Genomic DNA, 25,574 nt, shown 5'->3' on the forward strand with positions numbered 1-25,574 from the left:
CTAACCTTTTGCCCCGTGGTTACGCTCGTAACCGGCCTCCCAGGGCCGATATAGCTCAGTTGGTAGAGCAGCGCATTCGTAATGCGAAGGTCGTAGGTTCGACTCCTATTATCGGCACCATTTCAATTTCCTCAAACGCGTGTATTAATCCTTTAATAACCTGATTTATAAAGGATTTATTTCCTATTAGTCCTTCACTATCCGTAACCATCCAGTAGAATCCGAGGCGGATTGTGTATAGGAATCCTGTTCGATCTTTGATTCCTATACACATGCCTTTAAACGATATGCAGATTCGCCGCGCTAAGCCGCCTATACATTTGGAAATGGGCAAGGGTTGTCATTGCTTATAGAAACCAATGGAAGCAAGAGCTGGCGGTTCCGTTATCGTTTTGCAGGTAAACCAAAAATGATCTCGCTGGGTGTGTATCCAACCATCACACTTACAGATGCCCGTTCCCGTTGTGTCAATGCCCGAAAACTGGTTGCCGAAGGAAAAAATCCGAGTGAAGTTCGAAAAGAGCAGAAGATTGCTTTGCAAACAGAGTCTGAAAGCTCGTTCGAAAAGATAGCGAGAGAGTGGCATCAAATGAAGTCTGCTAAATGGTCAGCAGGATACGCATCAGACATCGTGGAAGCGTTTAAGAACGACATTTTCCCTTATGTCGGAACAAGGCCAGTGGGAGAGATTAAACCGCTAGAGCTGCTGAACGTTCTGCGTAAAATTGAGAAACGTGGTGCGTTGGAGAAAATGTGCAAAGTGCGGCAGCGTTGCTCCGAAGTGTTTCGCTACGCAATTGCAACAGGCAGGCGGAGTACAATCCTGCGGCTGATCTCTCCAGCGCTCTCGAAGTACACCAATCCAATCATTTCCCATTCCTAAAAGCTGATGAGATACCTGATTTTCTGCGCGCCTTAGAGGGTTACTCCGGGAGTAAGCTTGTCCAGATTGCAACGAAATTACTGATGATTACGGGCGTGAGAACCATCGAATTACGCGCGGCATTATGGCAAGAATTTGATCTGGATAACGCTATTTGGGAAATTCCTGCTGAAAGGATGAAAATGCGTAGGTCACATCTTGTGCCATTATCGACTCAAGCGTTAAATTTACTCCATGAACTCAAAGTCATGACAGGGAACTATCGTTATGTTTTTCCAGGGCGGAATGATCCGAACAAACCTATGAGTGAAGCTAGTGTTAATCAATTAATCAAGCGAATTGGCTATGTTGGGAGAGTGACTGGTCATGGCTTTCGGCATACTTTTTCTACTATTCTTCACGATCATGATTTTGATACTGCTTGGATTGAGCTTCAGTTGGCCCATGTTGACAAAAATTCAATCAGAGGTATTTATAACCATGCTCAATATCTCATTGGTAGAAAAAAAATGATGCAATGGTATTCTGATTTTATATTTAAGGGATGAAAAGCATATGTTTATTAAGACCCTCTCGGTAAGAAATTTTAGAAATTTTAAGGCAACGTCTCTTTCCTTCAAAAAAGAATGCGTCAATACAATTGTAGGTGAAAATTCATCGGGGAAAACAAATGTCTTTGAGGCGATGAGACTTATACTTGACGATACCTTGCCATATTATAAGCGATATCTTGTAGAAAATGACTTTCATCGAGGGCTAGGGACAGCGTTTGGTCATTGGGTTATAATTAGTTTGGAGTTTGATGAAATAGGTGGGGATGAAGAGTCAGAGTTACTATGTCAATTAAATACTACCGTTAATGGTGGTGGAACAGGGCGAATAACTTATATTTACAGACCGCAGTTTTACATCAGAGAACAACTTTTCAATTTAAATGATATTGGAGATGTTGATGAGCGTAGAAGCGCATATAACATACTGAAAGAACAATATTCGATTGATAAGACCACGTATGAATCCTTAGTGTTATGTCAAGGCACAGCAGATTTTAGCGATGATGGATTATACACTCATGTGGTTGGTGATTTTAATGATTATTTATTCCCTGACCCAAAATTAGAGCGGATTGATTTAATTGGTAATAGACAACGTGGGTATAATATTCAGGATAATATCAGTTGTACTTATGCTCGTGCTTTGAGAGATGTGGTAAGTGAACTTAAGAATAATCGATTCAACCCATTTCAAAAGCTTTTAGAATATGTTTCTAAAGGAATTGATAATGATGACACATTGAGCGAAAACATCAAGAGCGTGAATGACAGAATATCATCGATTGAAGAGGTTAAGAGACTTTCTGAGGGCATATTATTATCAATCACTAATGCTGTTGGTACCACTTACTCGCCAGTTTTGAATGTTACATCTGAATTGCCCTGTGAGCTAAAAGAGTTGGTAAAGGTTCTTCAACTCAAGGCTGGCGACTCTCTTTGTGAAGGATATGTATCAGAGCTATCAGAGATGAGTCTTGGTGGCGCTAATTTAATATATTTAGCTTTGAAATTGTATGAGTACGAAGAAGGTATCAGTAAAAACCTCTTAGCTAATTTTTTAATAATTGAAGAGCCTGAGGCTCATATTCATACGCACATACAAAAATCTTTATTTAGCAATCTGAAAAATAACAAAACGCAAGTTTTTATATCTACTCATTCAACTCATATATCTTCAGTATCAAATATATCCACTACAAATGTGCTTGTAAAAAATGGTCTTGAAACAATTTCTTGCTCTCCATCTAACGGATTGGAAAAAGAGAAAATTAATCGCATTGAAAGATTCCTTGATGCCATAAGAACAGATATTCTCTTTGCCAAGAATGTTATCCTAATTGAAGGTGATGCTGAAGAAATATTAATACCTCATCTCGTTAAAAATAGTTTCGGTATTACACTTGACGAACTTGGCATATCCTTGATATCTGTACGGGGTACTGGGTTTGAATTGCTATCATCTTTATTTCACTCAGACCGAATTAAAAAGAAATGTGCAATTTTGACCGATGACGACATAAATTTGTATGGAGATAATAAGCCTGATTATTTATCTCAAGATGACTATAATAAAGCTGTGAACTCAGCAGAGTCTGGTGTCGCTCGTAAAGTAATTCTAGATAAAATAGTTAGAAATAACGCTTTTATTCGTGCCTATTTTTCTAAGTATACTTTCGAAATTGATTTAGTGCTATCAGGCGCCGTAAGATACTTTGATGAGATAGCCGCTGAATCATTTGAGAAAAGAGCATATTACATACCATACCAAGAAGCATTCCAATCCTCTGATAGACAAAAAATAGGCTGCTACGCTTTAAAGTTAGCTAATAAGCATAAAAAAGGTTGGTTTGCAATGATGCTTGTTGACAAGCTTAATGCAGATTTTCCTATCCCTAAGGCACTCTGTCAGTCGTTAGGGTTCACTGGTGATTTTAATAAATTCACTCTAGCAAAGATGGTTCGATATCGTAGTGAGGTTATTAAGAATAGAGATGGGACTGATTTATTAAATAATATATTGGGACAGGATGATTTAGCATTTATTATAGATAACATAGATGCTGCTTTGGACATATTTAAAGCACATTACCCTAACGATCCTTTAACTTCTTTGCTTGAGGTTCATCATGGATGATCAAAAGAGACAATTAATTAATATTAAAGATAATCTATTGGTCAGCGCTTGCCCTGGGGCTGGTAAAACAAAACTATTGATTGGTATGTTAGAGGATAATTTATATCGAAACGAAGGTTTTCGTTGGCATATTGTGTTAACTCACACTAACGCAGCAGCTGATGAGATCTCTAGCAGGATAGATAATCTAAGTATAGAGGTAGATAGAGTTTGGTGCGGGACTATTCATTCTTTTCTTTTAGAGTGGGTTGTTAAAAAGTATGCTGGAGCTATATCAAGGTTAAAAGATGGATTTTCTTTACTTTCAGAATATAAACAAAGAAAAATAATCCAGAGCATAGAAACTGATAAAAAGCTAGGAGTAAGAATACGTTATAATTGTGATGAGCAAGGTAACGCATTTGTGGAACCTTATTGCCATTCGTTAGATAATAAGAACAAAGAGTTACTTGTAATTCAGGAGTATAATGCCTTTAAGGAAAATAATAGACTGATTGATTTTGATGATATTATTAAGCTTGGAGTGGAATTTCTTGAAAACAATCAAAACATATGTGAGCACCTTTCCAAGTTAATTGGTAATATTTATTTAGATGAATCACAAGATACAAGCCTGATTTAGCTTAAAGCATTGTCATATATAACTAGGTATAATCGCGTCTCAGTATTTATTGTCGGTGATAATGACCAAGCCATTTATCAAGATCTTGGCGTTTCTATAAAGGATAAAGATATAATTAAATCTGAGTTGCAATTATCTGAATTAAAGCATGAAACTTTGTCTGGATGCTATCGATCTTCTGAATTACTGGTTAAATATTACAAAAAATATTCTGCTTCGCGAAATGATGTTACTTCTCTGCGTGAATTTGAGGGGAAATCTCCAATAATCAAAGATATTTCTCAAGATGAATTGCCACAAAGAGTGTTTAATTTAATAAATCAATACCAGGCAAAATATAATAGCGTTTCCGGTATTGCTATTATAGGGCCTGATAAGTACTATCTTATGGCGCTAATTAATGCTTTATATGACCTTTCAGAAAACTTCGTTTATGATTTTCAATCAACAAACCCCCTATATTGTGCTAGGAATACTGTATTTTACGAGTTGATAAGTTTGGTTGTTTTGGATGTAAATGTTATTAACTACCAAAGAAGAAGTTCTCTTGCAAGGAAAATTGTTGATTCTGTTCCTGAATTGAGTCATTTGACGCCATTACAACTTAAGCGTGATTTAAAGGAGTTTCAGTCAGTAAAAAATAATTTCATATTGTGGTTGAGGGAGTTATATGATTTTTTAGAAATGAAGTATCAAAAATCCATTAAACTTGAGACAGATTACAAAATATGTAATGCAGCGGCTTCTGTGGCAAAAATCAGGGCTGGTATGGGCGCAATTAGTAAGATGATTAACAAAGACAAAAATGTTGTCTCTGTATCTACTATACATGGTTCGAAGGGTGAGGAATATGATTATGTAATCTCTATTGGGTATCATGATCAGGTGGTGCCTCATCAATCATCTTTTGAAAAAGGAAATGAATATGCTCGCGATATTGCTAATAGATTAATGTACGTGGCTTTTTCTAGAGCTAAGGATTATATGAATATATTTATAGATGATCGAAGAAAAGTTAGTCCTTTCTTTATTAGAGAACCTGACTAAACATATTAGAATAAGACTCTTGGGTTGTAAAAATGCCAGCAGGAACAAAAAGGAATTTATTACGCTTTTACCCCAAATGGCGCGCTCGTAGCCCCGCCACGCCTGTCCACTTTATGGAGTGGTTTTCATGCAGTTGCATGATAGGCTCTTAACCGCGCCTTATCTGGCCTAGGAAGTGAAAATGCAAGTGCATAAAGTCATGCGATTTCATGCAGTATAGACATGCAGTCAGGCTACAGACATAAAAAAACCCGGCACTGGCCGGGCTTAAGTGAGCTTTTCTGTTCAGGTCAGAACAGCTTTCTTTTTTTTCTGTCGTCATGTGATCCTGATACCGGTGCTGAACCGGTCAGACTCATCACGTCGTCCCGGAATCTCAACGGCAATATTTCATTCTTCCACTTCAGCATTAGATTCAGGATAAATTCACGATACAACGTATCTGCATCATTTGTCCCTTCAATAATGCCCGGTATATGCGCTGAGCTATTCCGCTCAAATTGTCTGTACTTCATCCTGAGCAGGCTGCTCAATTCGGCACCGTGGAAAATAAAAAAGTCTCGTAAAAGCTTATCGATACGCTCCTCAGTGATGCCATGATGGCAGTTCACATAGGCGTTTGCCTTACATGCGGTCGCGTCAGCCAGTACCGGCAGCAGCTCTTCTTTTTCAGTAATCAGCCCGGCCAGTTCTGTGGCTGTTTCCTGTTGTTCCAGATACTCAGCCCGAAGAGCTTTCCTCTCCGGTGTTACGATGCCGCCGCTCTGGTTAAGCAATTCCCTGAACTGCGCCCTATTGTCTTTGCTGGCCTGCTCAGTTTCGGTCTGATGCTGGCGCAGAGCCCTGAAGTTCTCAATGGCTGCTTCTTCGGCCTGTCTGGCCTCCTCCCAGGCCTGCATTTTTTGGTAAAGGTCGATTATTCGTGACTGCCAGTCGGAGGAAAGGCTTTTTGTCAGTTTTTCCGTCTCCCGGGCTATTTCATTTGCAGGCAAACTCATGAACCAATCTGCATCCTGAAGCGGTTTTTTTGCCCTTGCGAGGAGTGTTACTATAGGGCAGGATCGTCTACCGGGGCGGGGTCAGTCCAACTCACTTAGTCGCGTGCCCACTATTGCTGGGTAAGATCAAACCACGTAAACATGTGAATAGTGGTAACGTACCTGCACACGATACGCAGTCTCTGCCAGCGCTTCGCTCACGCTCCGAAAGGTACACGAGCACCCTGATAAGGTGTGCTCCTTCTGAACACTGATGCAGTCGCTACGCTTCGCTTGTTGCTTGTAACACTAACGGGGCTTTATAGCTTCTATTGCCTGAAATTTGATACATTGCACAAACATCAAGTGGATTGCTGTAAAGTCCATCAGTATGATTATTTTCACAATCAGCGGATGAGAAAGCACTTCTGGGAGATAAGGGACGAGACGATATGAAAGTGACTGATGAGGCTTTGTTACGTTCAGGGTTTACGCAGCCCGAATTGCAGAAAATAAAAAGCAATATTGAAAAATATGGGGGAACGCTTGGAGAGGCCATAAATGACCTCGCCAGACGATTTGTTACCTTGGCGGGAGTGGTGGCTGTTTGTACCTTTATCCTATTACTACTTGTTGTCTTCAGCTCACCTGATAGAGTAATTGCATGGGGGCTGGCGATGATCTTTGGGGTTGCCATTATGTCCTTTGCACAGCCGCCGGTAATTTCCTATAAATCCTGGCGTTACCGAAAAGCTATCAAGGATTAACTGGTTCCATTTTCTGTTGTCACCAGGTCGAAAATCACTTTTGCTTTAACACCATAACCGACAATCTTCATTGTTAGCGTAGGAGTGCTCATTGTGCTGACTTTGCGATAGTAATCGTGTGTAAGCCAGCGGAATAATCTCCAGGCTCCAGTTTTTCGAGCGAGTCCTACAATGCTGTACACACTGGCTACAAGAGAAACACCATTATAGAGAGCCAGGCCCGTGTTAGGATTAAATCCCATAAATTGGGCGGTATGCATCGCGGAGTCAGCAATGATACCTTGCGAGGGTTTATGTCCTGCTGGCTGATCAAAGTTGAGCACTTCTTTCGTTAATCCGTTCATACCATCGGCAATCAGGACTGCCCCAGCCAGCATACCAATTGGCCCCATAGTGGATAACATCATAAAACCACCAAAGAAAACCATCCCTGAAAGCACCACATTCACAGCTGAAATAACATATCCGACTATCTTGTTATTTTCTCTGACGAACTCGACTTTCGCATAAAGCTGAGCGGACCTGGTTCTTAACAAGCGCTCTTGCTCAAGAAGATTCTCTTTTTCAGCACGCAGATTTTGGATGCACTCAATGCATTCTTCATCGGCTTTCGCCCGCCGTGCTGTCGCGAACTCTTTTTCTACGACCTGTTTTATTTCCTCAACAAACTTGATACGTGTTAGACCATCTTGTAAATAGTAAGCTGACAGTCGATTTGCAGTTTCGATGACCTTTCGGGCTTCCAGATTCACCATCGTATCTGACCAGGTTCTGTTCCATCCCCTGTTAAGCAGCGCAATATCCATCATGCTTCCTTCATTAATGTGCCTGGCTGTTTTACGGGCAATATATTCGCCTCATCGGTTTTTCTCAATAGACGATCCCCTGGTATTCATCTCGCGCCAGTAAAAGAATAACCACCCGTAATTACGATGACGAATAAAGGGAACAATTAACGATAATTAAATACGACAGGCATAATATTGTGCGCACTCTGCAAAAAGGCGATATAACCTTTGGGTTATATCGCCTGCTCCTTTTTATCGTGCGATTAAGGCAAACACGCCCCAGCCAAAGTATTCCCGCGTATACGTCACATGGCGTTTAGGCGCATTCGTCAGCTCTGCCCGAACCTCATGCGCAAAGTCATCGTCAGGGTTCTTCTCCAGCCAGCGGCGCATGGTCAGCCATTTAGCCGCTTCATACCGATCCCAGCCTTCCTGGTCTGCCAGTACCATTTCGACCAGGTCATAGCCCTGTTCATCGAAAGAGGCGACAAGGTCGGGCAGGGTGAGGAAATCGGCCACCGACGAGACGCCACAGGCCTGGGCAATCTCTTCCGTTGCAGGCAGCTGACGCCAGTACGGTTCGCCGATAAGCACCACTCCGCCTGGCTTAAGGCTCTTTGCCAGCAGTTCGATCATCCCGGCGACGCCGCCCGCAATCCAGGTGGCCCCTACGCAGGCCGCCACGTCGCATTTTTCATCCGCGACATAGCCCGCCGCGTCGTTATGAATAAAATGAACGTGTTCACTGACGCCAAGCTCTTCTGCGCGCAGCTTTGCCTGAGCGGTGAAGAGCGGGCTCATGTCGATGCCGGTACCGGTAATGCCGTAGTCACGTGCCCAGGTACACAGCATCTCTCCCGAGCCGCTGCCGAGATCGAGAATGCGCGCGCCTGGCTTCATGCGTAACACGCGGCCCAGCGTGGCGTACTTCTCTGGCGTGAAGGGGTTGTGAATGCGGTGTTCACTTTCGCTGATAGTAAAAATACGTGGGATATCCATAATCCTCTCCTTATCGATTATCAGGCTGGGCGCGAACGTTGTTCAGCCCGGTGGTATTGATGCGGTAGGGCTGACCGTTGACGGATTTGATCAGCTTTTTGGTTTTGAGTTTTTTAAAGACGGCGAGTGTGCAGTCGGTGAGCAGAAGCCCTTCCCGGCTGTAGCATTCAACAGAAGTGACGCGGCCAGATGCATCGCGGACGTGCACAATACGTCCACCTTTAGCGAGAACGTGTAAGGTACGTTGTTCCTGACGGGATAAATTCATACTGGAAAACCTGTTTAATCATCATGTGCAAAACGTGCAAACACACAGCGGTGTCCGCATTCGATTTCAGCGCATTGATAATCAGTCCGGCCTGAAAGGGCGGGGTGCTGATTATCAGATGATTACATTCTCCAGCATCAAAGCCTCGGTAGAGTTGAAAGGTATTTACGAGGTGAATGATAACACCTCTTTTTAGTAAGTGAATAGCCAGGGGGGAAAAATGTGATCACGAAGGGGAGGCGCGGCGCCAGAATGTTGTATTCCCGGCAGGCATGACACCGGGCAATGAATCTGTCAGGCCGCGAGAACGTAATGCACAAACGCTAGCCAGAGAGTTACGATGCTGTTTAAAAAGGCTCACCTTCAAGTTATTCTTTATAAGCATAATAATCATGAACAAGGCGGGCATGTGGCCAGTGAACTTACAGAAAAGGACCTGCAAGATAGTGGTTTCACTAATAAGCAATTATCTCGTCTGAAAGGTGTACTGAGCAGAGATGAAAATGCCAACGAAACGCTTTCAACATTAGTGGATGATCTAAGCAAGCGTTTTTATGGCGGGGTTATTTGTCTGGTTCTTATTCTGACACCGCTGATTTTCCTTCCCGTCTTCTATGCATTCTCTCTTTTGTTATATTACTTACCTGTTGCAGTTTTTGGCGTTATTGCGGTTTGGTATCTCATACCTATTAGCCTTGCATGGAAAGCGCATAAAATCATGAAAGGCCGGTAGGTGTCTCACAGCGTTTTTTGTCACGTTGCAACTGATTAAAAGTATGCCCACTCTTGGCACCTTTAATTGCCTGGGTTGTCAGGCTAATGGTATTAATCTTTCTCATCCTGAAACCTCATGGTATTTCAGGATGAGCATACTCGATACAAGCCCGCACGAAGCGGGCCGTACAGCAAATCACATTACAGCTTCAGCAAACGCGGCAGCTGGTTATCCAGTTCCAGCAGACAGCTCTTCATATAGCTTTCGGTTTGAGTGGTCACTTTTTGGTAATTATTTGCACTCCAGTCGCTCAGTGGCGCTTCAACTGGCGTAGGGGCGCATTCCGCTACCGTAAATGCAGAGAACATATTTCCGCTTTCCGGGCGTTTATAGAACAGGACTTTGTATTTCAGCTGATAGAGAGGTGTGGTCGCGGTGGCGTCTTTATAGATCAGCGCCCAGGTTGCTTTACCAATATAGAGTGGCTGCTTGTAAACGTGGCCATTGCTTTTTTCGTTCAGCCACTTGCTGATATTTTGTTTCGCTTTAGGAACAAACCAGCTGTTCGTCGGGTTTTGCAGGGTTTCGATCGCTGTACCTTTATAGTTCTCTTTATCAAAGTCACCGGAGTTAATGTTACCGGTTAACGCGCCGAGAACGGCAAGCCCCATACCTGTTGCGGCATGCGTCGGGGTCACTTCACGTAGTGTGTTATCGGCAATACGGTTGTCATTCAGTTCCGGTAGTGCAGAAACGCTGTAAATATCAATTGCGCTGCCATTAGCCGCTTTCACGGTGTCGGGTTTCACCGAGCCAGCACAGCCCGCAAGAATTAAGGATGCAGATACAATTGCCAGAAGACGAACTTTCATTTTCTCTCCATGAGATAATTTTACTCAGGTGGCCGCGTGAATGACTCTGAGCAGAAAAGGGCCGTTAATATCGCCCGGAGTTGTTGTCAGCCTGCGAAACAGGCTGACAAGTATCCTGATAAATATCGACCGCATAGCCCTGTTCTTTAGTCAGCCAGCCATCTTCCTTTGACCCGCATCAATAATGTTGTCCTCTTCAGGGTTTCTGAGACGGCTTACCGCCTTTCGCCATGCTGGCAAAAACCGCGTCCCGGTAGATCCATGCATGAACGAGTGCAGCAGAAAGATGGACCAGCACCACCGCAAAAAGTACCCTGGCCAGAAGACGATGGGCGTCATGGCACCACGCATAAACGGCCGGATTGGCTGGAACGATAGGCGGCAGGTTGAATCCATCAAACATCACGATGGGTACTCCCGCTGCCGACAGCTGTGCCCAGCCCAGTAGCGGCATTGTCAGCATTAACGCGTACAGCACCCAGTGCGAGGCTTTGGCTGCAAAGACCTGCCATACGGGCAAATCGGCCGGGAGAGGGGGCGTCCGGCTAAACACACGGTTGGCCAGACGAATCACCGCCAGCAGTAAAATGGCGATACCCAGGGGCCGGTGCAGGTCAATTAACCAAATCCGATGATGTAATGACGTCATCATGGCGGCGCCGATGAACAGCATGGCCAGGATCATCGCCGCCATCAGCCAGTGCAGGCTTCGCGCCAGGGTGTTGAAATGCTGTGGCGCGTGCTCTCGCATACCTTTATTCGTGTTCATTTAACCTCCTGCTTTTGCACGGCTTCGGTTGCCTTGCCGTAGCCGATTTCCCGCTCACGGCGACTGAACGAGTGCGAATAGGCAGCGGAACGCGCGTTTAAGATGGGATCGTTCGATACCGCCACACCCGCAGGAACGATCGAGGGGTCAAAGTTAACGTCGCGGCACGCACCCTGGGATTGCGCTTCGACACGAGTCACTTCCAGCGTGCCGGCCACGAGTTGCTTGCGATCGTTCGGCCATGGCTGAGAAGGGTCATCCACCGGATCGCCCGGTTGTGCGAGCTGTAGAACGTAATCCCAGTAAAGGGGCTTCTGCTCCAGCCTCTGTTGCAGGTGTTCAAACAGGAAGTTGTCATCGGCTTTCTGCCGTTGTTCATCGCTCAGCGACATGAAAGGATCGTGCGGGCGCATCATCCAGCGAACCGGTTGTCTATCCCCCTGCGCGTTCACCAGGTAGAAGGCGTTAATGCTGTAAAACGTCGCACCGGCGAAGCTGCCGGGAGCGGGTTTTTGTGCCGCCCATTTAAGGTATTTTTCCGCTTCCGGGTACGCTTGCAAAAAGTCTGCGATACGTTGCGGATCCGGCTTGCCGGTGGCCGCGTCAACAGCGGTTGCTTTGCGCAAGGCCAGGAATCCTTCCGGGTTGTGGGTGGCGAAATAAGGCTCGTTGTTCATCGCCATCCGCCATTGCTGTTTATCGTCCGTCTTCAGCAGCAGTGCCATGCTCAGGGTTTTCGTCGTGCTATCCGGAGCATGGGGATCGCCAGTACCAATGGAGAATCGTCCCACCACGGGAACTTTCTGCTGCGAGAAGAGACGAGAGGATGACAGCGAAACTGCGGAACCATTCGGAACGAACGTTCCGGCAAAACAGATCCCTTTGCCATGTGCGCGGCGAAAGCCTGGCGGAAATGGCGTTGGTGTTTCACCGACCAGTGCCTGACTGACAGTACGTGATCCAAACCATCCTGCTGTCCACGCAAATGCGCCTGCCAGTGTGCCCGCGACAACGGCGATAGACGCCAGCGCTCCCCAGGTTTTTTTGGATCTCAAATCCAGTTTCGACATAGACGTTTTTCCATTGCAAAACAGTAATGCACGCCACGCGCATATTACGAGTGTGCGCAACAGTGATTAATTTAAGGATGAAAGATGAGACGATTATTTTTATCTCATCTCGGCAGGACTAACCCAGAATAAATACCCGTCATGGAGGGTAATAGATTTAACGCGTGCGTCAGACCGGGTTAATTTGATTATATAAGGCGTGTGGGTTAACAAAAGAATATCACGAAAAGTTTATCTTTTTTGCCAGGCTGACAGTAAACGCAAAATGAACGCCACCCGATGGGTGGCGTCGCAGTCATTCAGTATTCGCCCTGCACGGGCATTTTATTGTTCGCTTTTATTCTGCCAGGTACCGAGAGGCAAACGCCACAAATCATAGCGTTCCTCTCCGGGTTTAACGGCCCCCGCGAAGTGGTCATTGAGGCGACTCGAGGTAAAGATCAAATCCCCGTCCGGACGGATTGCCGGTGTGTCTGGCCAGTAAACGTCTTCGCTGGCGGCGATAAGCGACATAGCGCGGTGCTTCGGATCAAACCGGACAATGCCGTTGCGGGTGACATCCGTGATATAGAGGTTGCCCTTTGCATCGGTTACAAGACCGTCGGTGTTACCGCCCACCACGCCAAGATCCTGGATACTGGCGGCAATCTGCGCATCGGTTGATCCTGCCTGCCTCAGCAATGCCGTGGGCACTGCCCAGGCATGGGTTCCCGTTGTGACCGTCCAGTACAGCGTGTCCGCATCCGGGGAGAGCGCAATACCGTTGATGCCAATTAATAAGGGTTTACCCGGCCAGACCTCCGCACCGTGTGAAACCACCTTGACGCCCGGCTCAATCTGTAGCGCAGGGTGACGGTCGAGCACGCGTCGCGCCGTGCCGGTGGCGAAATCAACGACGATAAGGCCCACGCGGTTTTCCGGTGCGCTCCGCGAGCCGCTGTCGGAGATATAGGCGACACGGCGTTTCTCATCGACAACCACATCGTTCAGGAAGCTGGCTTTGCGGTCCGCCACGCCATCCAGGGCGATACGTTTAAGGGTGCGGCCCGTGTTGAGATCCAGCACGACCAGTTTCTGCGAGCCCACGGGCGACTCCGCTTCGCCTGCGACAAACCCCATGTCCAGCGCCCATAGCCAGCCGTTTTGACGATCAATATAAAAGCCAAGCACGTTGCGCAGGTTCTGCGCGGGATCGGTGTTTACCGCGTTCCCCTCGCGTGACGGAAACGCCGTCAGGCGGGCAGGGCCGGACTGAACAGTCGTATCCAGAATGCTCAGCGTGGCGGGGGCGGCGGCAGAAACCAGCCGGGGCGTACTGACAAAGGCCCGGCCCTTTGCATCAAAATGGATACCGGCAATGGGCGCGTTAACCGAGCCGGAAAACCGCGTCGGCGTTTGCCCATTCTGCGGGGTATCCCAGCTCACGCCAGCATAGCTGCGCCAGCGTTCCAGGGGCTGGAGCGTCGCCGCACTGGCGAGACTCGGGAAAGCGATCAGCGCCGCCAGCGCAATGGCGGACAGACTACGGGTGCGAATGAACATGAAAAGGCTCCGGTGAGTTCAGCATTAAAGGATGGAACGGAACGTGCCGCCCTCGACGCGTACAGCCGCCCCGTTGGATGCCGCGCCCAGTGGGCTGGCTAACAGAGCGACCATCGCCGCGATCTCGTCTGCCTCAATCATTCTGGCAATCAACGAGCTGGGGCGGTAGGTCTGGAAGAAATGCGCTTCGATCTCCCGATCGGTCATATCCGGGGCAGACGCGGTCTGGCGAAGGTACTCAATAATGCCGTCCGAGCGCGTCGCCGACGGCAGCACGCTGTTAACCGTCACGCCGGTTCCCCGGGTCAGTTCGGCCATACCGCGCGAAACAGCAAGCTGCGCTGATTTGCTGACGCCGTAATGCACCATGTCTGGCGGCGTAAAGGCGCCCACTTCGCTGGATATAAAAATCACCCGTCCCCAGTTCCGTTCCAGCATGCGCGGGAAGTAGTGGCGTGAGAGGCGGACGCCGGACATCACATTGGTGTTGAACATGCGCAGCCAGTCTTCGTCGTTAATATCCGCGAAGGCTTTGGCTTCGTAGAACCCCAGGTTATTAATCAGAATATCGGTATCAGGGCAGGCGGCGAACAGGGTTTCTGCTCCATTCATGGTACCGAGGTCAACGACAACGGTGGAGACCTGTGCGTCAGGCGTCGCGTCGGTGATGGTGGCCGCGGCTTTTTGCAGCTTTGCCGGGTCGCGTCCGGTAAGGGTGACGGCAACCCCTTCTTGAGCGAGCGTGCGGGCGATGGCCAAACCAATGCCTGCGGTTGCGCCCGTAACCAGCGCGGTCTTACCGGTGAGTTGAAGATCCATAGTGTTTACCCTCTGGTGATGAATGCAGCTCACTTTACTCATCACTCCGGAGGGGATAAATTAGCAAGATTGAAAAACATTTGTTCCTGAAAGAGCAAAATGAGCCGCAAATTCGATTATCTCGGAGACGTTGAAGTCTTCATTACTGTCGTTGAACACGGCTCTTTTACGGCCGCAGCGGTTGTCCTTTCCACCACACCCTCTGTCCTGAGCCGTGCGGTTTCCCGCCTGGAAGCGCGTCTTGGACGGCAGTTATTACAGCGAACGACCCGCCGCGTGGGGCTGACGGAGGCCGGACGCCGTTATCTGGAGCAGGCGCGGTCTGCGTTTGCACTGCTTGATGACGCCGAACGCGAGGGGCGGGGCCAGGAAGGCGATCTGACCGGTCGCGTGCGAATGAGCGTTCCAACCACCTATGGGCACTACCGTCTGCCGCCGCTGCTGGCGCGCTTTGCCCAACACTACCCACGCGTCCAGGTGGAGCTGAACATCACCAATCGCAACGTTGATCTGATTGCGGAGGGATTCGATCTGGCGATTCGCCTGGGGCAGTTGCCCGACAGTGGGTTAGTCGCGCGCAAGCTGGAAGACGCAGCGCTGCTGCTGGTTGCATCGCCTGATTACCTGCACCGCATGGGGAGCCCGCAGACGCTGGAGGAGTTGCATTGCCACACCTGTCTGCCCTTTATCATGCCGCGTACCGGGCGCATTGCCCCATGGGTGTTTCGTGATGAGGAACGTGATATTGACTGGCTGCCGGGTTCAACTATCGAAATCTCAGACGATGTACTCGGCGTGGTTTCGCTGGCAGAGCAGGGGATGGGGATCTGTCAGAGCTATGAATTTATCGTCCGCGACAGGATACAGCGCGGGCAGTTAGTCGAGGTGCTGCCACACCTGCGTGGACGGTCGCGGCCGTTCTCCGTGCTCTTCGCGCCACACCGACGCCAGTCGGCGGCCACCCGGGCGATGATTGATCTTCTCACCAACCAAAAATGACAAGGATATGTCCACCATGAAAAAAGAGACTTATACCTTTTGGCTCCCACTCATCGCGGGCGGTATAGCCCTGCTATCTGGTTTTGTGGTCTGGTCAGTTAACGTTTATCGCGTGACGTACCTTACGATCCGCGGGGAGCAGTATCTGGCCGGAGGGGCGTTGCTGCTGGCGCTGGTGCCGATGGTTATTTTTATCAGAAAGGGACGACTCAAAGGCAAGCGTGTTGCTGGCGCGATAAAACTATACCTCGGCTTCTTCATTTGCAGCCTGCCGGTTGCCATGTTCGTGATTTTTACAACGGCCTGGCTACTGGAGGGAGACTATTCCTCATGGAGCAAACCTTACCGGTATGAATCCAGTACCCGCCACAGCTGCTCGGGGGCAGAAGTCTACGAGCCGGAGTTAAAAAAAGAGATCCGCATCTGTAACCCGAAGGGTAACGTTTATTCCAACTCTACCCTGTACGTGGAAAAACGGAGTAATGCGCTGGGGATTGTGGTGCTCTGGGCGATCACGCGCGCCTGAATCGGTGAAGCTCAGGGCGCGAAAATCACCGTCAGCCCGCTTCCAGCATCCCAAAGCTCACAATACGCGAACGGCCCAGCTCTTTCGCCCGGTATAAGGCCACGTCGGCAGCGCGCAGCAGGTTATCGCTCTGAGCGTGCTGCGGATAGCTGGCGACGCCAATCGACACATCCACCGGGCCAATCTCTGAAAGCCCATAGCGCAGCGACAGTTCATGCACGCCGTTATAAATCTCTTTGGCGCACGCCTGCGCCGCCTCTTCATCGACGCCGGAAAGCAACACCAGAAACTCTTCGCCGCCATAGCGGAATGCCAGCCCGCTGTCGTGTACGGCGCGTTGTATGATGGTGGCCACGCTTTTGATGACCTGATCGCCCGCTTCATGACCAAAGCGATCATTGATGCTTTTAAAGTGGTCGATGTCGATCATCAGGCAGCTTACCGGCTCTTCATTGCGCACCGCCTGCGCCATTTGGGTGCGCAGGGTATCTTCCAGATGATGACGGTTACGCAAGCCGGTGAGCGGATCGAAGAGGGCTTTTTCCAGCAGGGCATCGCGCAGACGTTGGTTGGCCAGCGCCAGGCCGAGCGCTTCAGCCATCAGCTCCAGATAAGCGCGGGACGGTGCCGTTTCAGGCGTGATGTTCTGGAATGAGAGCAACCCAATCGCTTCGCCCTGAGCAATTAACGGAACGCACAATGATTGCTGTGCCTGTGATTCAGGCAGATGATAACAGCCGATATCCGGCTCGCCGTTCACCGGCGGATGGCTTTGACCACGCCGGACGGCCCAGCATTCGTCAGGATGGAAGGGATTTTTCTCCCCTTCAGGCGACAGCCATTCAGCCGCGCAGCGCATTTGCCACGGATCGCGCTCCAGAATATACAGACGCCCGGAAACCCCCGGCGCGATATTGGGCGCAAACAGCTCCGCCACATTCATCACGTCGGCAAAGTTTTCACAGCCCTGAAGCCGCTGGGTCATTCGCGCCAGCAGCTCGCGGATGGCCCAGTCAGCATCGCGCTCTTTTTCCAGCCGCTGCCTTGCCAGCCCGTTCTCGCGGAAGATGCGGATGGCCTGCGCCATATCGCCTATTTCATCAACCTGGGTGAAGTTTGGCGTTTCGACGGCGTAATCCTGCGATGCCAGACGATGAACCACGTCACTCAGACGTACCACCGGACGGAGCACGCGGCGCTTGAGGATAAAGCCCATCACAAACAAGAAGAGCAGGGCGGTCAGGCCGACCATCACCTCAGAGGCAGTGCGAAGCGTTTTCGACGTTTTGGTCGCAGCCTGCACGTCGGCAATAATGCGTTTGTCCAGCAGCATACGAAAGCGTTCAATATTGTTCTGTGCCCGTTCGAGTTCCAGCTCATAGCTGTTACCAAAAAGCAGCGCAACGGCCTGCTGTTCTTCGCCCCGGGCGATGCCGTCAATGGCCGCCTGCTGTTCATCCTGGAGTTCGTCTACTATTTTCAGTCCGTCATACAGCAGTCCCAGCTCTTCGCCCGATGCTCCCGTGTTTTTGAGCTGGCGCAGCGTGTGTTCAATATTCTTCAGTTCAGCTTCTTTCGTCTGATATTTCTTAAGTACATCGGGCTCTTTTTTGATCACGTAAAGGCGCGCCAGATCGGAGAGCATCCAGGTATCTATCTCGATCTCTTCCGTAATCTGATCGAAGATTTGCCGTTGTTTAACGGCTTCACGTTCGATGTTATCGGCATGGGAAGCCATCAGCATGACGATGCCGGAGGCAATGGTCAGGCACACCGTGACGCCATAAGCCCAGTTTGTGATCGTGGCGATTCGCACCTGTTGATTTCCTCTGCGACAAAAATGGAAGAGCGTTCTTTTAAGATTATAGAAAACCGCTGATTTATGGCGAAAAAAAAGGCGGCATGCGGCCGCCTTTCGGAATGTCTGCTTTCAGAGATCCCGAGGGTTTCTTCCCTCTTCGATAAAGTCTGCGTCCAGCTCCTCGGCATTGCCTTCGTGATCGCGCCCGGAGAAGAGGTTCCAGCAGGCGATAAACAGCGCGGCAATCAGCGGGCCAATCACAAAACCGTTAATGCCGTACAGCTCCATACCACCGAGCGTGGTGATCAAAATCAGGTAGTCCGGCATTTTGGTGTCTTTGCCTACCAGCAGCGGGCGCAGGATATTGTCCACCAGCCCGACGATAATCACGAAGAAGCCGACAATGAACAGCCCCTGCCAGATCTGATGCGTCGCGAAGAGGAAAATGGCGGCCGGAACCCAGACAATCGCCGACCCCACCGCAGGCACCAGGGAGAGGAAGGCCATCAGTGCTCCCCAGAGGATGCTGCCGTCGATACCGGCAATGGCAAACGCAATCCCGCCAAGCGTACCCTGAACCACAGCGACAACCGCCGTGCCTTTTACCGTCGCCCGCGAGACGCCGACAAACTTGGCGAACAGGTGCTGCTTGGCGAAATCGGACAGAGGCAGGGAGTCGAGGATCTGGCGCACCAGGAACGGCCCGTCTTTCAGCAGGAAGAACAGCAGATACAGCATGATGCCGAAGCTAATGGCAAAGCCGAACGTCCCTTTGCCGATCAGAAACGCGCTGCCCGCCAGATACTGCCCGCCCTGCAGAGCGACATCGGAGAGTTTTTTCTGGATCTGCGCGGCGTTGGTCAGGTTGTGATCCGCGAGGAAACCGCTGGCCCAGTCCGGCAGATGGTTAAAGATGCTCGCCACCACCTCCGGGAACTGGGTGTTGTTCTCCTGCAGTTTGGTGTACACCACGTTCAGCTCTATGGCGAGCGAGGAGAAGATCACCATCAACGGGATAAAGACAATCAGGCAGATAATGCCGATGGTCAGCAGCGAGGCCAGCCCGTTGCGATCCCCCAGCGCGGCGCGCAGCTTGTTTTTTACCGGGTTAAAGATAACGGTCAGAATGGCGGCCCACAGAATGGCGGAAAAGTAGGGCGACAGCACGTCGAAAAACGCCCACGTCACGAGGGCGAGAATAAAGATAAAGAAACCTTTGGTCAGTCCGTTAAAGCGCATCAGTCAGTCCTGGTTACTAAGAAACTGTGACGACTATAGAACTGATTGACGGATTTACCAACCATTGCGCCGGGGGGCGCAGGCGACGCGCCGCCGGGCAATGTCAGGATGGGAGGGGTCAAATCTCCTCAAACAGCGGGCTCACCAGCGCAACGTGCGTTTTCACGCCCACCGCCAGCGCAGCTTCGTCGATGCGAAAGTGTGGATTGTGGACGTTCCAGACCGCGCCTTTTTCCTCGTTGCCGCAGCCGATGAACAGAAACGTTCCCGGGACTTTCTCCTGATAGGAGGAGAAATCCTCGCTTCCGAACAGGGCCCGATCGGCAAGCTGCAGCGTTCCTTCTTCGAAGTGCGCTGCAATCGCCGCTTTGGCGATGGCATTGGTGTCGGCATGGTTGTTGCCAACGGCGTAACCCTGCTGCCAGCGGATCTCACAGCGCGCGCCGTGGGCACTGACGACGCCCTCGACAATACGCTGCACCAGCTGCGGTACCTGCTCGCGTACCTGCTGATTATGAGTACGCACCGTTCCGGCCAGGCGGGCGCTGTCCGGAATCACGTTATAGCTGTCACCGGCCTGGAAGGTCGCGATGGTCAGCACCGGGGCGTTAATCGGGTCGAGATTACGCGCCACCACGTTTTGCAGCGCGGTGACAACTTCAGCGCCGATTACCACCGGGTCGATGCAGAACTGCGGCATTGAGCCATGTCCGCCCCGGCCGAAAATCGTGATATCAAAATTATCGCTGGAGGCGACATAGACCCCTTCTTTCAGCGTAATGTTACCGGTAGGACTGGTCGGGAAAACGTGCAGACCGAAGATCTTCTCGACATCGTCAACCACGCCTTTCTCCACCAGTTCGCGCGCGCCGCCCGGCGGCACTTCTTCGGCAGGCTGGAAGATAAACTTGATGCTGCCGCACAGCTGGCTGCGCAGGTGGCAAAGCACTTTCGCCGCGCCCATCAGCATGGCGGTGTGGGCATCGTGACCGCAGGCGTGCATTACGCCGGGTTTGGTTGAGCTGAATGCTTCACCGCTCTCTTCCTGCAGCGGCAGGGCGTCGATATCAGCACGCAGTGCCCACATCGGGCCGGGTTTTTCACCCTGTAATACCGCCACCACGCTGTTCTCCAGCGGGCGGCTAATCGTCAGCTCCGGCAGATTCGCCAGTTCACGGGCGATAAAATCTGCGGTCGGCTTTTCCTGAAATGAGAGATCCGGGTTGGCATGAATATGCCTGCGCCAGCGGATCACCTCGTCGTGAACGTCGCGGATAAGGTTTTCAGTGCTACTTTTCATGACAGTCTCCTTCAGTCAGTCACCGGCAGTGAGGGCGCAGGTTTTTTTATCAATGGCACTATCGCCACGCCCGCGCACACCATTGCCAGTGACAAGAAAATAAATGCGCTTTCATAACTGTGGCTTTTTCCAACGAGATAGCCAATAACAACCGGTGAAACGAAGCCCCCCAGCGTCCCTCCGGTGTTTATCAGCCCGATGGCCGAGCCCATGATGTTCTCCGGCAGGCGTTTCATTGGCAGGGTAAACGCGGTCACAAAGGTGGCCATCAGGAAGATCTCCCCCACAAACAGCAGGATGCTGGCACTCACCGCCGTGGCGGTGTGGAAGATGCCGAGAATGGCAGCAGCGCTCACCAGTGCGCAGATCAAAATCACCTGTGGCTCGCGGTGGTGGAAGTATTTTCCGACCAGCCAGCCGGTGCACAACGACGAAAGCCAGATCCCCGCGCCGCCAGCCGCCACGATATAACCGGACACCTCAATCGGCATGCCCATGCTCTGGACAAAGAATTTAGGCAGCCAGGCCAACAGGCCATAGCTTGGGATATTGATGCAAAACACCGAGAAAAACAGCAGCAGCACCGTGGGGTTACGCCACAGCGCCTCGCGTTGCCCATGTGCGGCCTGGCGTGGCGCGGGTTTCTGATACGGCACGCGCAAGGCGATCAACAGGGCGATGGCGCAGGCAACGATCCCTAATGCCACAAACGAGGTGTGCCAGCCCAGGTGTTCCAGCGCCGAGACGGCCACAATCGGCCCGACGGTCATCGCCAGCCCGGCGGAGGAGAGCAGTACCGACTGGGCGAAGGTGCGTTTTTCCAGCGTAAAATTGCTGAACACCGCTTTCGCGCAGGAGCAGGGATAGCCGGAATGCCCCACGCCGGAGAGAAAGCGAAACACCAGCAGCAGGCCAACGCTCATACCCAGCGCGCCAAAGCAGAGGGCGAAGATCCCCAGCGCGCACAGAGAAAGGATCAGCATGGTTTTGTAGCCGATTCGGTCGTTTAGCCAGCCAGCAGGCACCTGAAAGAGAGAGTAGGCGAGAAAGAAGATCCCGGTGATATAGCCCAGCTGCGCGGTGGTAAGCCCGAACTCTTTTTCGATCGGCAGCAGGGCAAAACCCATTACGGTTTTATCGATGTAGACCACGACATAGCCGATAAAAAGCAAAAAAATCATCTGTGACTGGCTTTTCATTGTGTTTTCCGCCTGACGTCAGAGTGTGATGAGAATGGTTGTGTGCACTCTGAATCTAGGGGTTTACCAGACAGGCGGGAAGATATAATTTTGCTATAGGTGATGCTTTTTTGTTATAGGGCGAGCGATGAAATATCTGCCAAAACTCGGCCATCTTCAGGCCTTTCGTCAGGTGGCGCGCAGCGGCAGTATCCGTTCGGCCGCACGGGAACTGGGTGTTTCGCAGCCCGGTTTGAGCCGTACATTGCGTGAGCTTGAGCAAACTTTAGGCACCCAACTTTTATTGCGCAGCAAAGAGGGGATTGCCCTTACCGAGGCGGGAATGGCGTTTTCCCAACGGGCGGAGTGGGTGCTTGAAGAGCTGCGGCGTGCGGCGGATGAAGTGGAGCAGATTAACCATTTTACTCACGGGCGTCTGACGGTGGGGTTCTCTTCGCTTATTGCGCTGACCGTCTTTCCTGATGTGGCCGAGGCGTTCAAGAAAACGCTGCCCCAGGTCTTGCTGACGGTGAAGGAGGGGCAGCTCTCCTCGCTCCTGCCTGGCGTACGAAACGGTGAAATAGATATGGCTATCGGCTCGGTGGATCCGATGGCGCCGCCGGAAGGGGTGATGATCGAACCGCTGTTTACCTCGCCGTTTTGCATCATCGCGCGCAAGGGGCACCCACTGGCAGAAGCCCGCGATCTGATGGCGCTGCGTCAGGCCAAATGGCTGCTGCCGGAGTCATCCATGGGCTACTACCAGCAGCTACAAAATGAGCTCAGCCATTTTTATCGACAGGTGGATATCACCCCGCTGCGCACCGATTCCGTCATCACGGGGCTGAATATGGTGCTTAACGCGGACTATCTGACGGTGGTCGCGCGGGCGATGTGTCAGCCGCTGCAGCTTGATGACAAGCTGGTGGCGTTGCCCATCACCCAACTGCCGTCGGCGCAGTATTGCGCGGTGTGGTCGCAAAAGTCGGCGATGACCACCAACGCGCGTCAGTTTTTGATTCGCCTGCGCGAAGCATGCAGAGGGTTTAGCTGGTAGCGGACAGATACGACTTTTGTCTGAGCCAGAATCACAGCCGTCCGCGCCATGCTGTAAGTATCTGCTTGCGGAGGTGCTTATGGCCTGGCGTCCGATTCTGTATGTGATCCTCACAACCCATCCCCGACTCAGTGCGCGACGCGCCCGGTTGCGTCTGGTCGTCTAGCTTTTTTATGTTAATCGCGGTATAACACACCTTCTTTGGATGTTTAGATGTCCATACGTATAGAAGGTAATATGCAAACACAACAAGAAAATGGGCAGCTAAAGCGCACCATGAAAACACGCCACCTGATTATGCTCTCGCTGGGTGGCGTGATTGGCACAGGGTTATTCTTTAATACCGGTTATATCATTTCGACAACCGGGGCAGCAGGCACGCTGCTGGCCTATCTCATTGGCGCACTGGTGGTCTGGCTGGTGATGCAGTGTCTGGGCGAGCTGTCGGTGGCGATGCCGGAAACCGGCGCGTTTCACGTTTATGCCGCTCGTTACCTCGGCCCGGCGACGGGCTATACCGTGGCGTGGCTGTACTGGCTCACCTGGACGGTGGCGCTAGGATCGAGCTTTACCGCCGCCGGGTTCTGTATGCAGTACTGGTTCCCACAGGTGCCCGTCTGGGTATGGTGCGTGGTCTTCTGCGTGGTGATTTTTGGCCTTAACGTTATCTCCACGCGTTTCTTTGCCGAGGGCGAATTCTGGTTCTCGCTGGTGAAAGTTATCACCATCATCGCCTTTATTATTCTTGGCGGCGCGGCGATCTTTGGCTTTATTCCAATGCAGGACGGTTCGCCTGCGCCGGGTCTGAGCAACATTACCGCTGAAGGCTGGTTCCCGCATGGCGGCCTGCCGATCCTGATGACCATGGTGGCGGTGAACTTTGCCTTCTCCGGCACCGAGCTTATCGGCATTGCGGCGGGCGAAACGGAAAACCCGCATAAGGTTATTCCGGTGGCGATCCGTGCGACCATTGCCCGGTTGATCATCTTCTTTATCGGCACCGTGTTTGTGCTGGCGGCGCTGATCCCGATGCAGCAGGCCGGGGTGGAAAAGAGCCCGTTTGTGCTGGTGTTTGAAAAAGTCGGGATCCCGTATGCGGCAGATATCTTTAACTTTGTGATTTTGACCGCGATCCTCTCGGCGGCAAACTCCGGCTTGTACGCCTCAGGGCGCATGCTGTGGTCGCTTTCTAACGAGAAAACGCTGCCGCGCTGCTTTGCCCGCGTCAATAAAAACGGCGTGCCGCTGACGGCGCTCTCCGTTTCCATGCTCGGTGGCGTGCTGGCGCTCTTCTCAAGCGTGGTTGCGCCGGACACGGTGTTTGTGGCGCTGTCGGCCATTTCCGGTTTTGCGGTGGTGGCGGTGTGGATCAGCATCTGCGCGTCGCACTTTGTCTTCCGTCGTCGTCATCTGCAGTCCGGACAGCCGCTGTCTGCTTTGCACTATCGCGCGCCGTGGTATCCGCTGGTGCCGGTGCTCGGGTTTATCCTCTGCGTGGTGGCATGTATCGGCCTGTGGTTTGATCCGAGCCAGCGCATTGCCCTTTATTGTGGCCTGCCGTTCGTCGCCCTGTGTTATGGTGCCTACTACCTGACCCGAAACCTGACATCGCAGGAGCCTGAACATGTCGCAGAATAATCCGCTTACCGCCCTCCTTGAAAAGCAGCCGTTTGTGGTGCTGGATGGCGCAATGGCAACTGAACTGGAAGCGCGCGGGTGCAACCTTGCAGACAACCTCTGGTCTGCCAAAGTATTGATGGAAAACCCGGAGCTTATCCGTGAAGTCCACCTCGACTACTACCGTGCGGGTGCGCAGGTGGCGATCACCGCCAGCTATCAGGCCACGCCTGCGGGCTTTGCGGCGCGCGGTCTGGACGAGGTGCAGTCCCGCACGTTGGTCGGCAAAAGCGTGGAGCTGGCGCGTAAGGCGCGTGAAGCGTATCTGGCGGAAAATCCGCATGCGGGCACGCTGCTGGTGGCGGGGTCCGTTGGGCCGTATGGCGCCTATCTGGCGGATGGCTCTGAGTATCGCGGTGATTATGTGCGTCGCGCCGAAGAGTTTACCGCGTTTCATCGTCCGCGCATTGAGGCGTTGCTGGATGCGGGGGCGGATCTGCTGGCTTGCGAAACGCTACCCTCCTTTGAGGAGATCAAGGCGCTGGCAGCACTTGTGGCTGAGTATCCCCGCGCCCGGGCATGGTTCTCGTTTACCCTGCGCGACAGCGAGCACCTGAGCGACGGGACACCGCTGCGGGAAGTTGTCGCGGCCCTGAAAGATAATTCGCAGGTCGTGGCGCTGGGCATCAACTGTATCGCGCTGGAAAACACGACCGCGGCGCTGAAACACCTGCACAGCCTGACGACACTGCCGCTGGTGGTCTATCCGAACTCGGGCGAGCATTATGATGCGGTGACCAAAACCTGGCACCATCACGGTGAAGCGTGCGAGACGCTGGCGGGGTATTTGCCTCAGTGGCTGGAGGCCGGTGCCAGATTAATCGGTGGATGCTGTCGCACCACGCCGAAAGATATTGCTGAGCTTAACGCGCAGCGCTGATGCCCTCACCCTGACCCTCTCCCACAGGGCTGAGGGTTCCCCAGAAAAATGAAAAGCACGATGAAGTGTGATCTACTGGTTGCGCTAACAA

General features: G+C 51.2%; 23 protein-coding genes, 1 tRNA gene and 1 pseudogene. 12 read left to right on the forward strand and 13 right to left on the reverse strand.

Going from position 1 to position 25,574, the window contains the following annotated elements:
• The first annotated feature begins 44 nt into the window (after positions 1 to 44).
• From ACOTZF_RS22495 to ACOTZF_RS22515, 5 genes and pseudogenes are all read left to right on the forward strand, one after another.
• Positions 45 to 120: transfer RNA gene (locus tag ACOTZF_RS22495), tRNA-Thr, on the forward strand.
• Between the two features lie 152 nt (positions 121 to 272).
• A pseudogene (locus ACOTZF_RS22500) lies at positions 273 to 1,431 on the forward strand (tyrosine-type recombinase/integrase).
• A gap of 7 nt (positions 1,432 to 1,438) precedes the next feature.
• Positions 1,439 to 3,571 (forward strand): ATP-dependent nuclease, encoded by a 2,133-nt coding sequence (locus tag ACOTZF_RS22505; protein WP_129317936.1) that lies wholly within the window; start codon positions 1,439 to 1,441, stop codon positions 3,569 to 3,571.
• Entirely contained in the window at positions 3,564 to 4,193 is a 630-nt protein-coding gene (locus ACOTZF_RS22510; RefSeq protein WP_241692336.1) for a UvrD-helicase domain-containing protein, read from the forward strand. Before ACOTZF_RS22505 ends, ACOTZF_RS22510 begins: the two co-directional genes overlap by 8 nt.
• Before the next feature lie 9 nt (positions 4,194 to 4,202).
• Positions 4,203 to 5,240, forward strand: coding sequence for a 3'-5' exonuclease (locus tag ACOTZF_RS22515; RefSeq protein ID WP_241692335.1), 1,038 nt, complete (start codon positions 4,203 to 4,205; stop codon positions 5,238 to 5,240).
• Between the two features lie 290 nt (positions 5,241 to 5,530).
• Here the strand turns inward: ACOTZF_RS22515 and ACOTZF_RS22520 are convergent, their stop codons facing one another.
• Positions 5,531 to 6,238: a hypothetical protein gene (locus ACOTZF_RS22520; protein WP_227440343.1), complete on the reverse strand. Its 708-nt coding sequence runs from the start codon at positions 6,236 to 6,238 to the stop codon at positions 5,531 to 5,533.
• A gap of 431 nt (positions 6,239 to 6,669) precedes the next feature.
• On the opposite strand from ACOTZF_RS22520, the gene ACOTZF_RS22525 reads away from it, so the two are divergent.
• Positions 6,670 to 6,984 carry a hypothetical protein gene (locus ACOTZF_RS22525; protein ID WP_129253425.1) on the forward strand — a complete coding sequence of 105 codons (315 nt, stop codon included), beginning with the start codon at positions 6,670 to 6,672 and terminating at the stop codon, positions 6,982 to 6,984.
• On the opposite strand, the gene ACOTZF_RS22530 is transcribed toward ACOTZF_RS22525, so the two are convergent.
• The 3 genes from ACOTZF_RS22530 to ACOTZF_RS22540 form a co-directional block, all read right to left on the reverse strand.
• Positions 6,981 to 7,790: a DUF4225 domain-containing protein gene (locus ACOTZF_RS22530; protein ID WP_058661772.1), complete on the reverse strand. Its 810-nt coding sequence runs from the start codon at positions 7,788 to 7,790 to the stop codon at positions 6,981 to 6,983. The genes ACOTZF_RS22525 and ACOTZF_RS22530 overlap by 4 nt on opposite strands.
• Positions 7,791 to 8,024: 234 nt before the next feature.
• The gene (locus tag ACOTZF_RS22535; RefSeq protein WP_129253423.1) at positions 8,025 to 8,771 is read right to left on the reverse strand and encodes an SAM-dependent methyltransferase; all 747 of its coding nucleotides are present in this window, start codon (positions 8,769 to 8,771) and stop codon (positions 8,025 to 8,027) included.
• 10 nt (positions 8,772 to 8,781) lie between these two features.
• Positions 8,782 to 9,039, reverse strand: a complete 258-nt coding sequence (locus ACOTZF_RS22540; RefSeq protein ID WP_013095761.1) for a YjhX family toxin — start codon at positions 9,037 to 9,039, stop codon at positions 8,782 to 8,784.
• 340 nt (positions 9,040 to 9,379) lie between these two features.
• On the opposite strand from ACOTZF_RS22540, the gene ACOTZF_RS22545 reads away from it, so the two are divergent.
• Positions 9,380 to 9,772 (forward strand): hypothetical protein, encoded by a 393-nt coding sequence (locus ACOTZF_RS22545; RefSeq protein ID WP_229284381.1) that lies wholly within the window; start codon positions 9,380 to 9,382, stop codon positions 9,770 to 9,772.
• A 182-nt stretch (positions 9,773 to 9,954) separates the two neighbouring features.
• Here the strand turns inward: ACOTZF_RS22545 and ACOTZF_RS22550 are convergent, their stop codons facing one another.
• The 5 genes from ACOTZF_RS22550 to ACOTZF_RS22570 form a co-directional block, all read right to left on the reverse strand.
• The gene (locus ACOTZF_RS22550; RefSeq protein WP_129253421.1) at positions 9,955 to 10,626 is read right to left on the reverse strand and encodes a hypothetical protein; all 672 of its coding nucleotides are present in this window, start codon (positions 10,624 to 10,626) and stop codon (positions 9,955 to 9,957) included.
• Positions 10,627 to 10,822: 196 nt separating this feature from the next.
• Positions 10,823 to 11,395 (reverse strand): cytochrome b, encoded by a 573-nt coding sequence (locus ACOTZF_RS22555; protein WP_129253419.1) that lies wholly within the window; start codon positions 11,393 to 11,395, stop codon positions 10,823 to 10,825.
• A complete protein-coding gene (locus ACOTZF_RS22560) occupies positions 11,392 to 12,465 on the reverse strand; it encodes a catalase family peroxidase (protein WP_129253417.1) in 1,074 nt (357 codons plus the stop codon). Before ACOTZF_RS22560 ends, ACOTZF_RS22555 begins: the two co-directional genes overlap by 4 nt.
• 324 nt (positions 12,466 to 12,789) lie before the next feature.
• Positions 12,790 to 14,007, reverse strand: a complete 1,218-nt coding sequence (locus ACOTZF_RS22565; protein ID WP_129317935.1) for an L-dopachrome tautomerase-related protein — start codon at positions 14,005 to 14,007, stop codon at positions 12,790 to 12,792.
• A 24-nt stretch (positions 14,008 to 14,031) separates the two neighbouring features.
• Positions 14,032 to 14,826, reverse strand: coding sequence for an SDR family NAD(P)-dependent oxidoreductase (locus ACOTZF_RS22570; protein ID WP_129253413.1), 795 nt, complete (start codon positions 14,824 to 14,826; stop codon positions 14,032 to 14,034).
• Between the two features lie 99 nt (positions 14,827 to 14,925).
• Between ACOTZF_RS22570 and ACOTZF_RS22575 the strand changes: the two genes are divergently transcribed.
• Both ACOTZF_RS22575 and ACOTZF_RS22580 read left to right on the forward strand, forming a co-directional pair.
• Positions 14,926 to 15,825, forward strand: a complete 900-nt coding sequence (locus ACOTZF_RS22575) for a LysR family transcriptional regulator (RefSeq protein WP_129253411.1) — start codon at positions 14,926 to 14,928, stop codon at positions 15,823 to 15,825.
• Positions 15,826 to 15,841: 16 nt separating this feature from the next.
• Positions 15,842 to 16,351, forward strand: coding sequence for a hypothetical protein (locus tag ACOTZF_RS22580; protein WP_045292999.1), 510 nt, complete (start codon positions 15,842 to 15,844; stop codon positions 16,349 to 16,351).
• Between the two features lie 31 nt (positions 16,352 to 16,382).
• Here the strand turns inward: ACOTZF_RS22580 and ACOTZF_RS22585 are convergent, their stop codons facing one another.
• The 4 genes from ACOTZF_RS22585 to ACOTZF_RS22600 form a co-directional block, all read right to left on the reverse strand.
• A complete protein-coding gene (locus tag ACOTZF_RS22585) occupies positions 16,383 to 18,167 on the reverse strand; it encodes a diguanylate cyclase (protein WP_129253409.1) in 1,785 nt (594 codons plus the stop codon).
• A gap of 114 nt (positions 18,168 to 18,281) precedes the next feature.
• Entirely contained in the window at positions 18,282 to 19,391 is a 1,110-nt protein-coding gene (locus ACOTZF_RS22590) for an AI-2E family transporter (protein WP_061772244.1), read from the reverse strand.
• Positions 19,392 to 19,509: 118 nt separating this feature from the next.
• Positions 19,510 to 20,691, reverse strand: a complete 1,182-nt coding sequence (locus tag ACOTZF_RS22595; RefSeq protein WP_029882448.1) for an amidohydrolase — start codon at positions 20,689 to 20,691, stop codon at positions 19,510 to 19,512.
• A gap of 11 nt (positions 20,692 to 20,702) precedes the next feature.
• On the reverse strand, positions 20,703 to 21,890 hold the full coding sequence (locus ACOTZF_RS22600) for an MFS transporter (RefSeq protein WP_421636203.1): 1,188 nt from the start codon (positions 21,888 to 21,890) through the stop codon (positions 20,703 to 20,705).
• A 127-nt stretch (positions 21,891 to 22,017) separates the two neighbouring features.
• Here ACOTZF_RS22600 and ACOTZF_RS22605 point away from each other — a divergent pair, with 127 nt between their 5' ends.
• The 3 genes from ACOTZF_RS22605 to mmuM all read left to right on the forward strand — a co-directional run bounded on the left by ACOTZF_RS22605 (position 22,018) and on the right by mmuM (position 25,483).
• Positions 22,018 to 22,926 carry a LysR substrate-binding domain-containing protein gene (locus ACOTZF_RS22605; protein WP_013095771.1) on the forward strand — a complete coding sequence of 303 codons (909 nt, stop codon included), beginning with the start codon at positions 22,018 to 22,020 and terminating at the stop codon, positions 22,924 to 22,926.
• Between the two features lie 237 nt (positions 22,927 to 23,163).
• Positions 23,164 to 24,564, forward strand: a complete 1,401-nt coding sequence (gene mmuP, locus ACOTZF_RS22610; RefSeq protein WP_013095772.1) for an S-methylmethionine permease — start codon at positions 23,164 to 23,166, stop codon at positions 24,562 to 24,564.
• A complete protein-coding gene (mmuM, locus tag ACOTZF_RS22615; RefSeq protein ID WP_129253404.1) occupies positions 24,551 to 25,483 on the forward strand; it encodes a homocysteine S-methyltransferase in 933 nt (310 codons plus the stop codon). The genes mmuP and mmuM overlap by 14 nt, the downstream gene beginning before the upstream one ends.
• Positions 25,484 to 25,574: the final 91 nt, after the last annotated feature.

It is taken from the genome of Enterobacter cloacae complex sp. SHL021 (genome assembly GCF_049237765.1).
GTDB lineage: Bacteria > Pseudomonadota > Gammaproteobacteria > Enterobacterales > Enterobacteriaceae > Enterobacter > Enterobacter cloacae.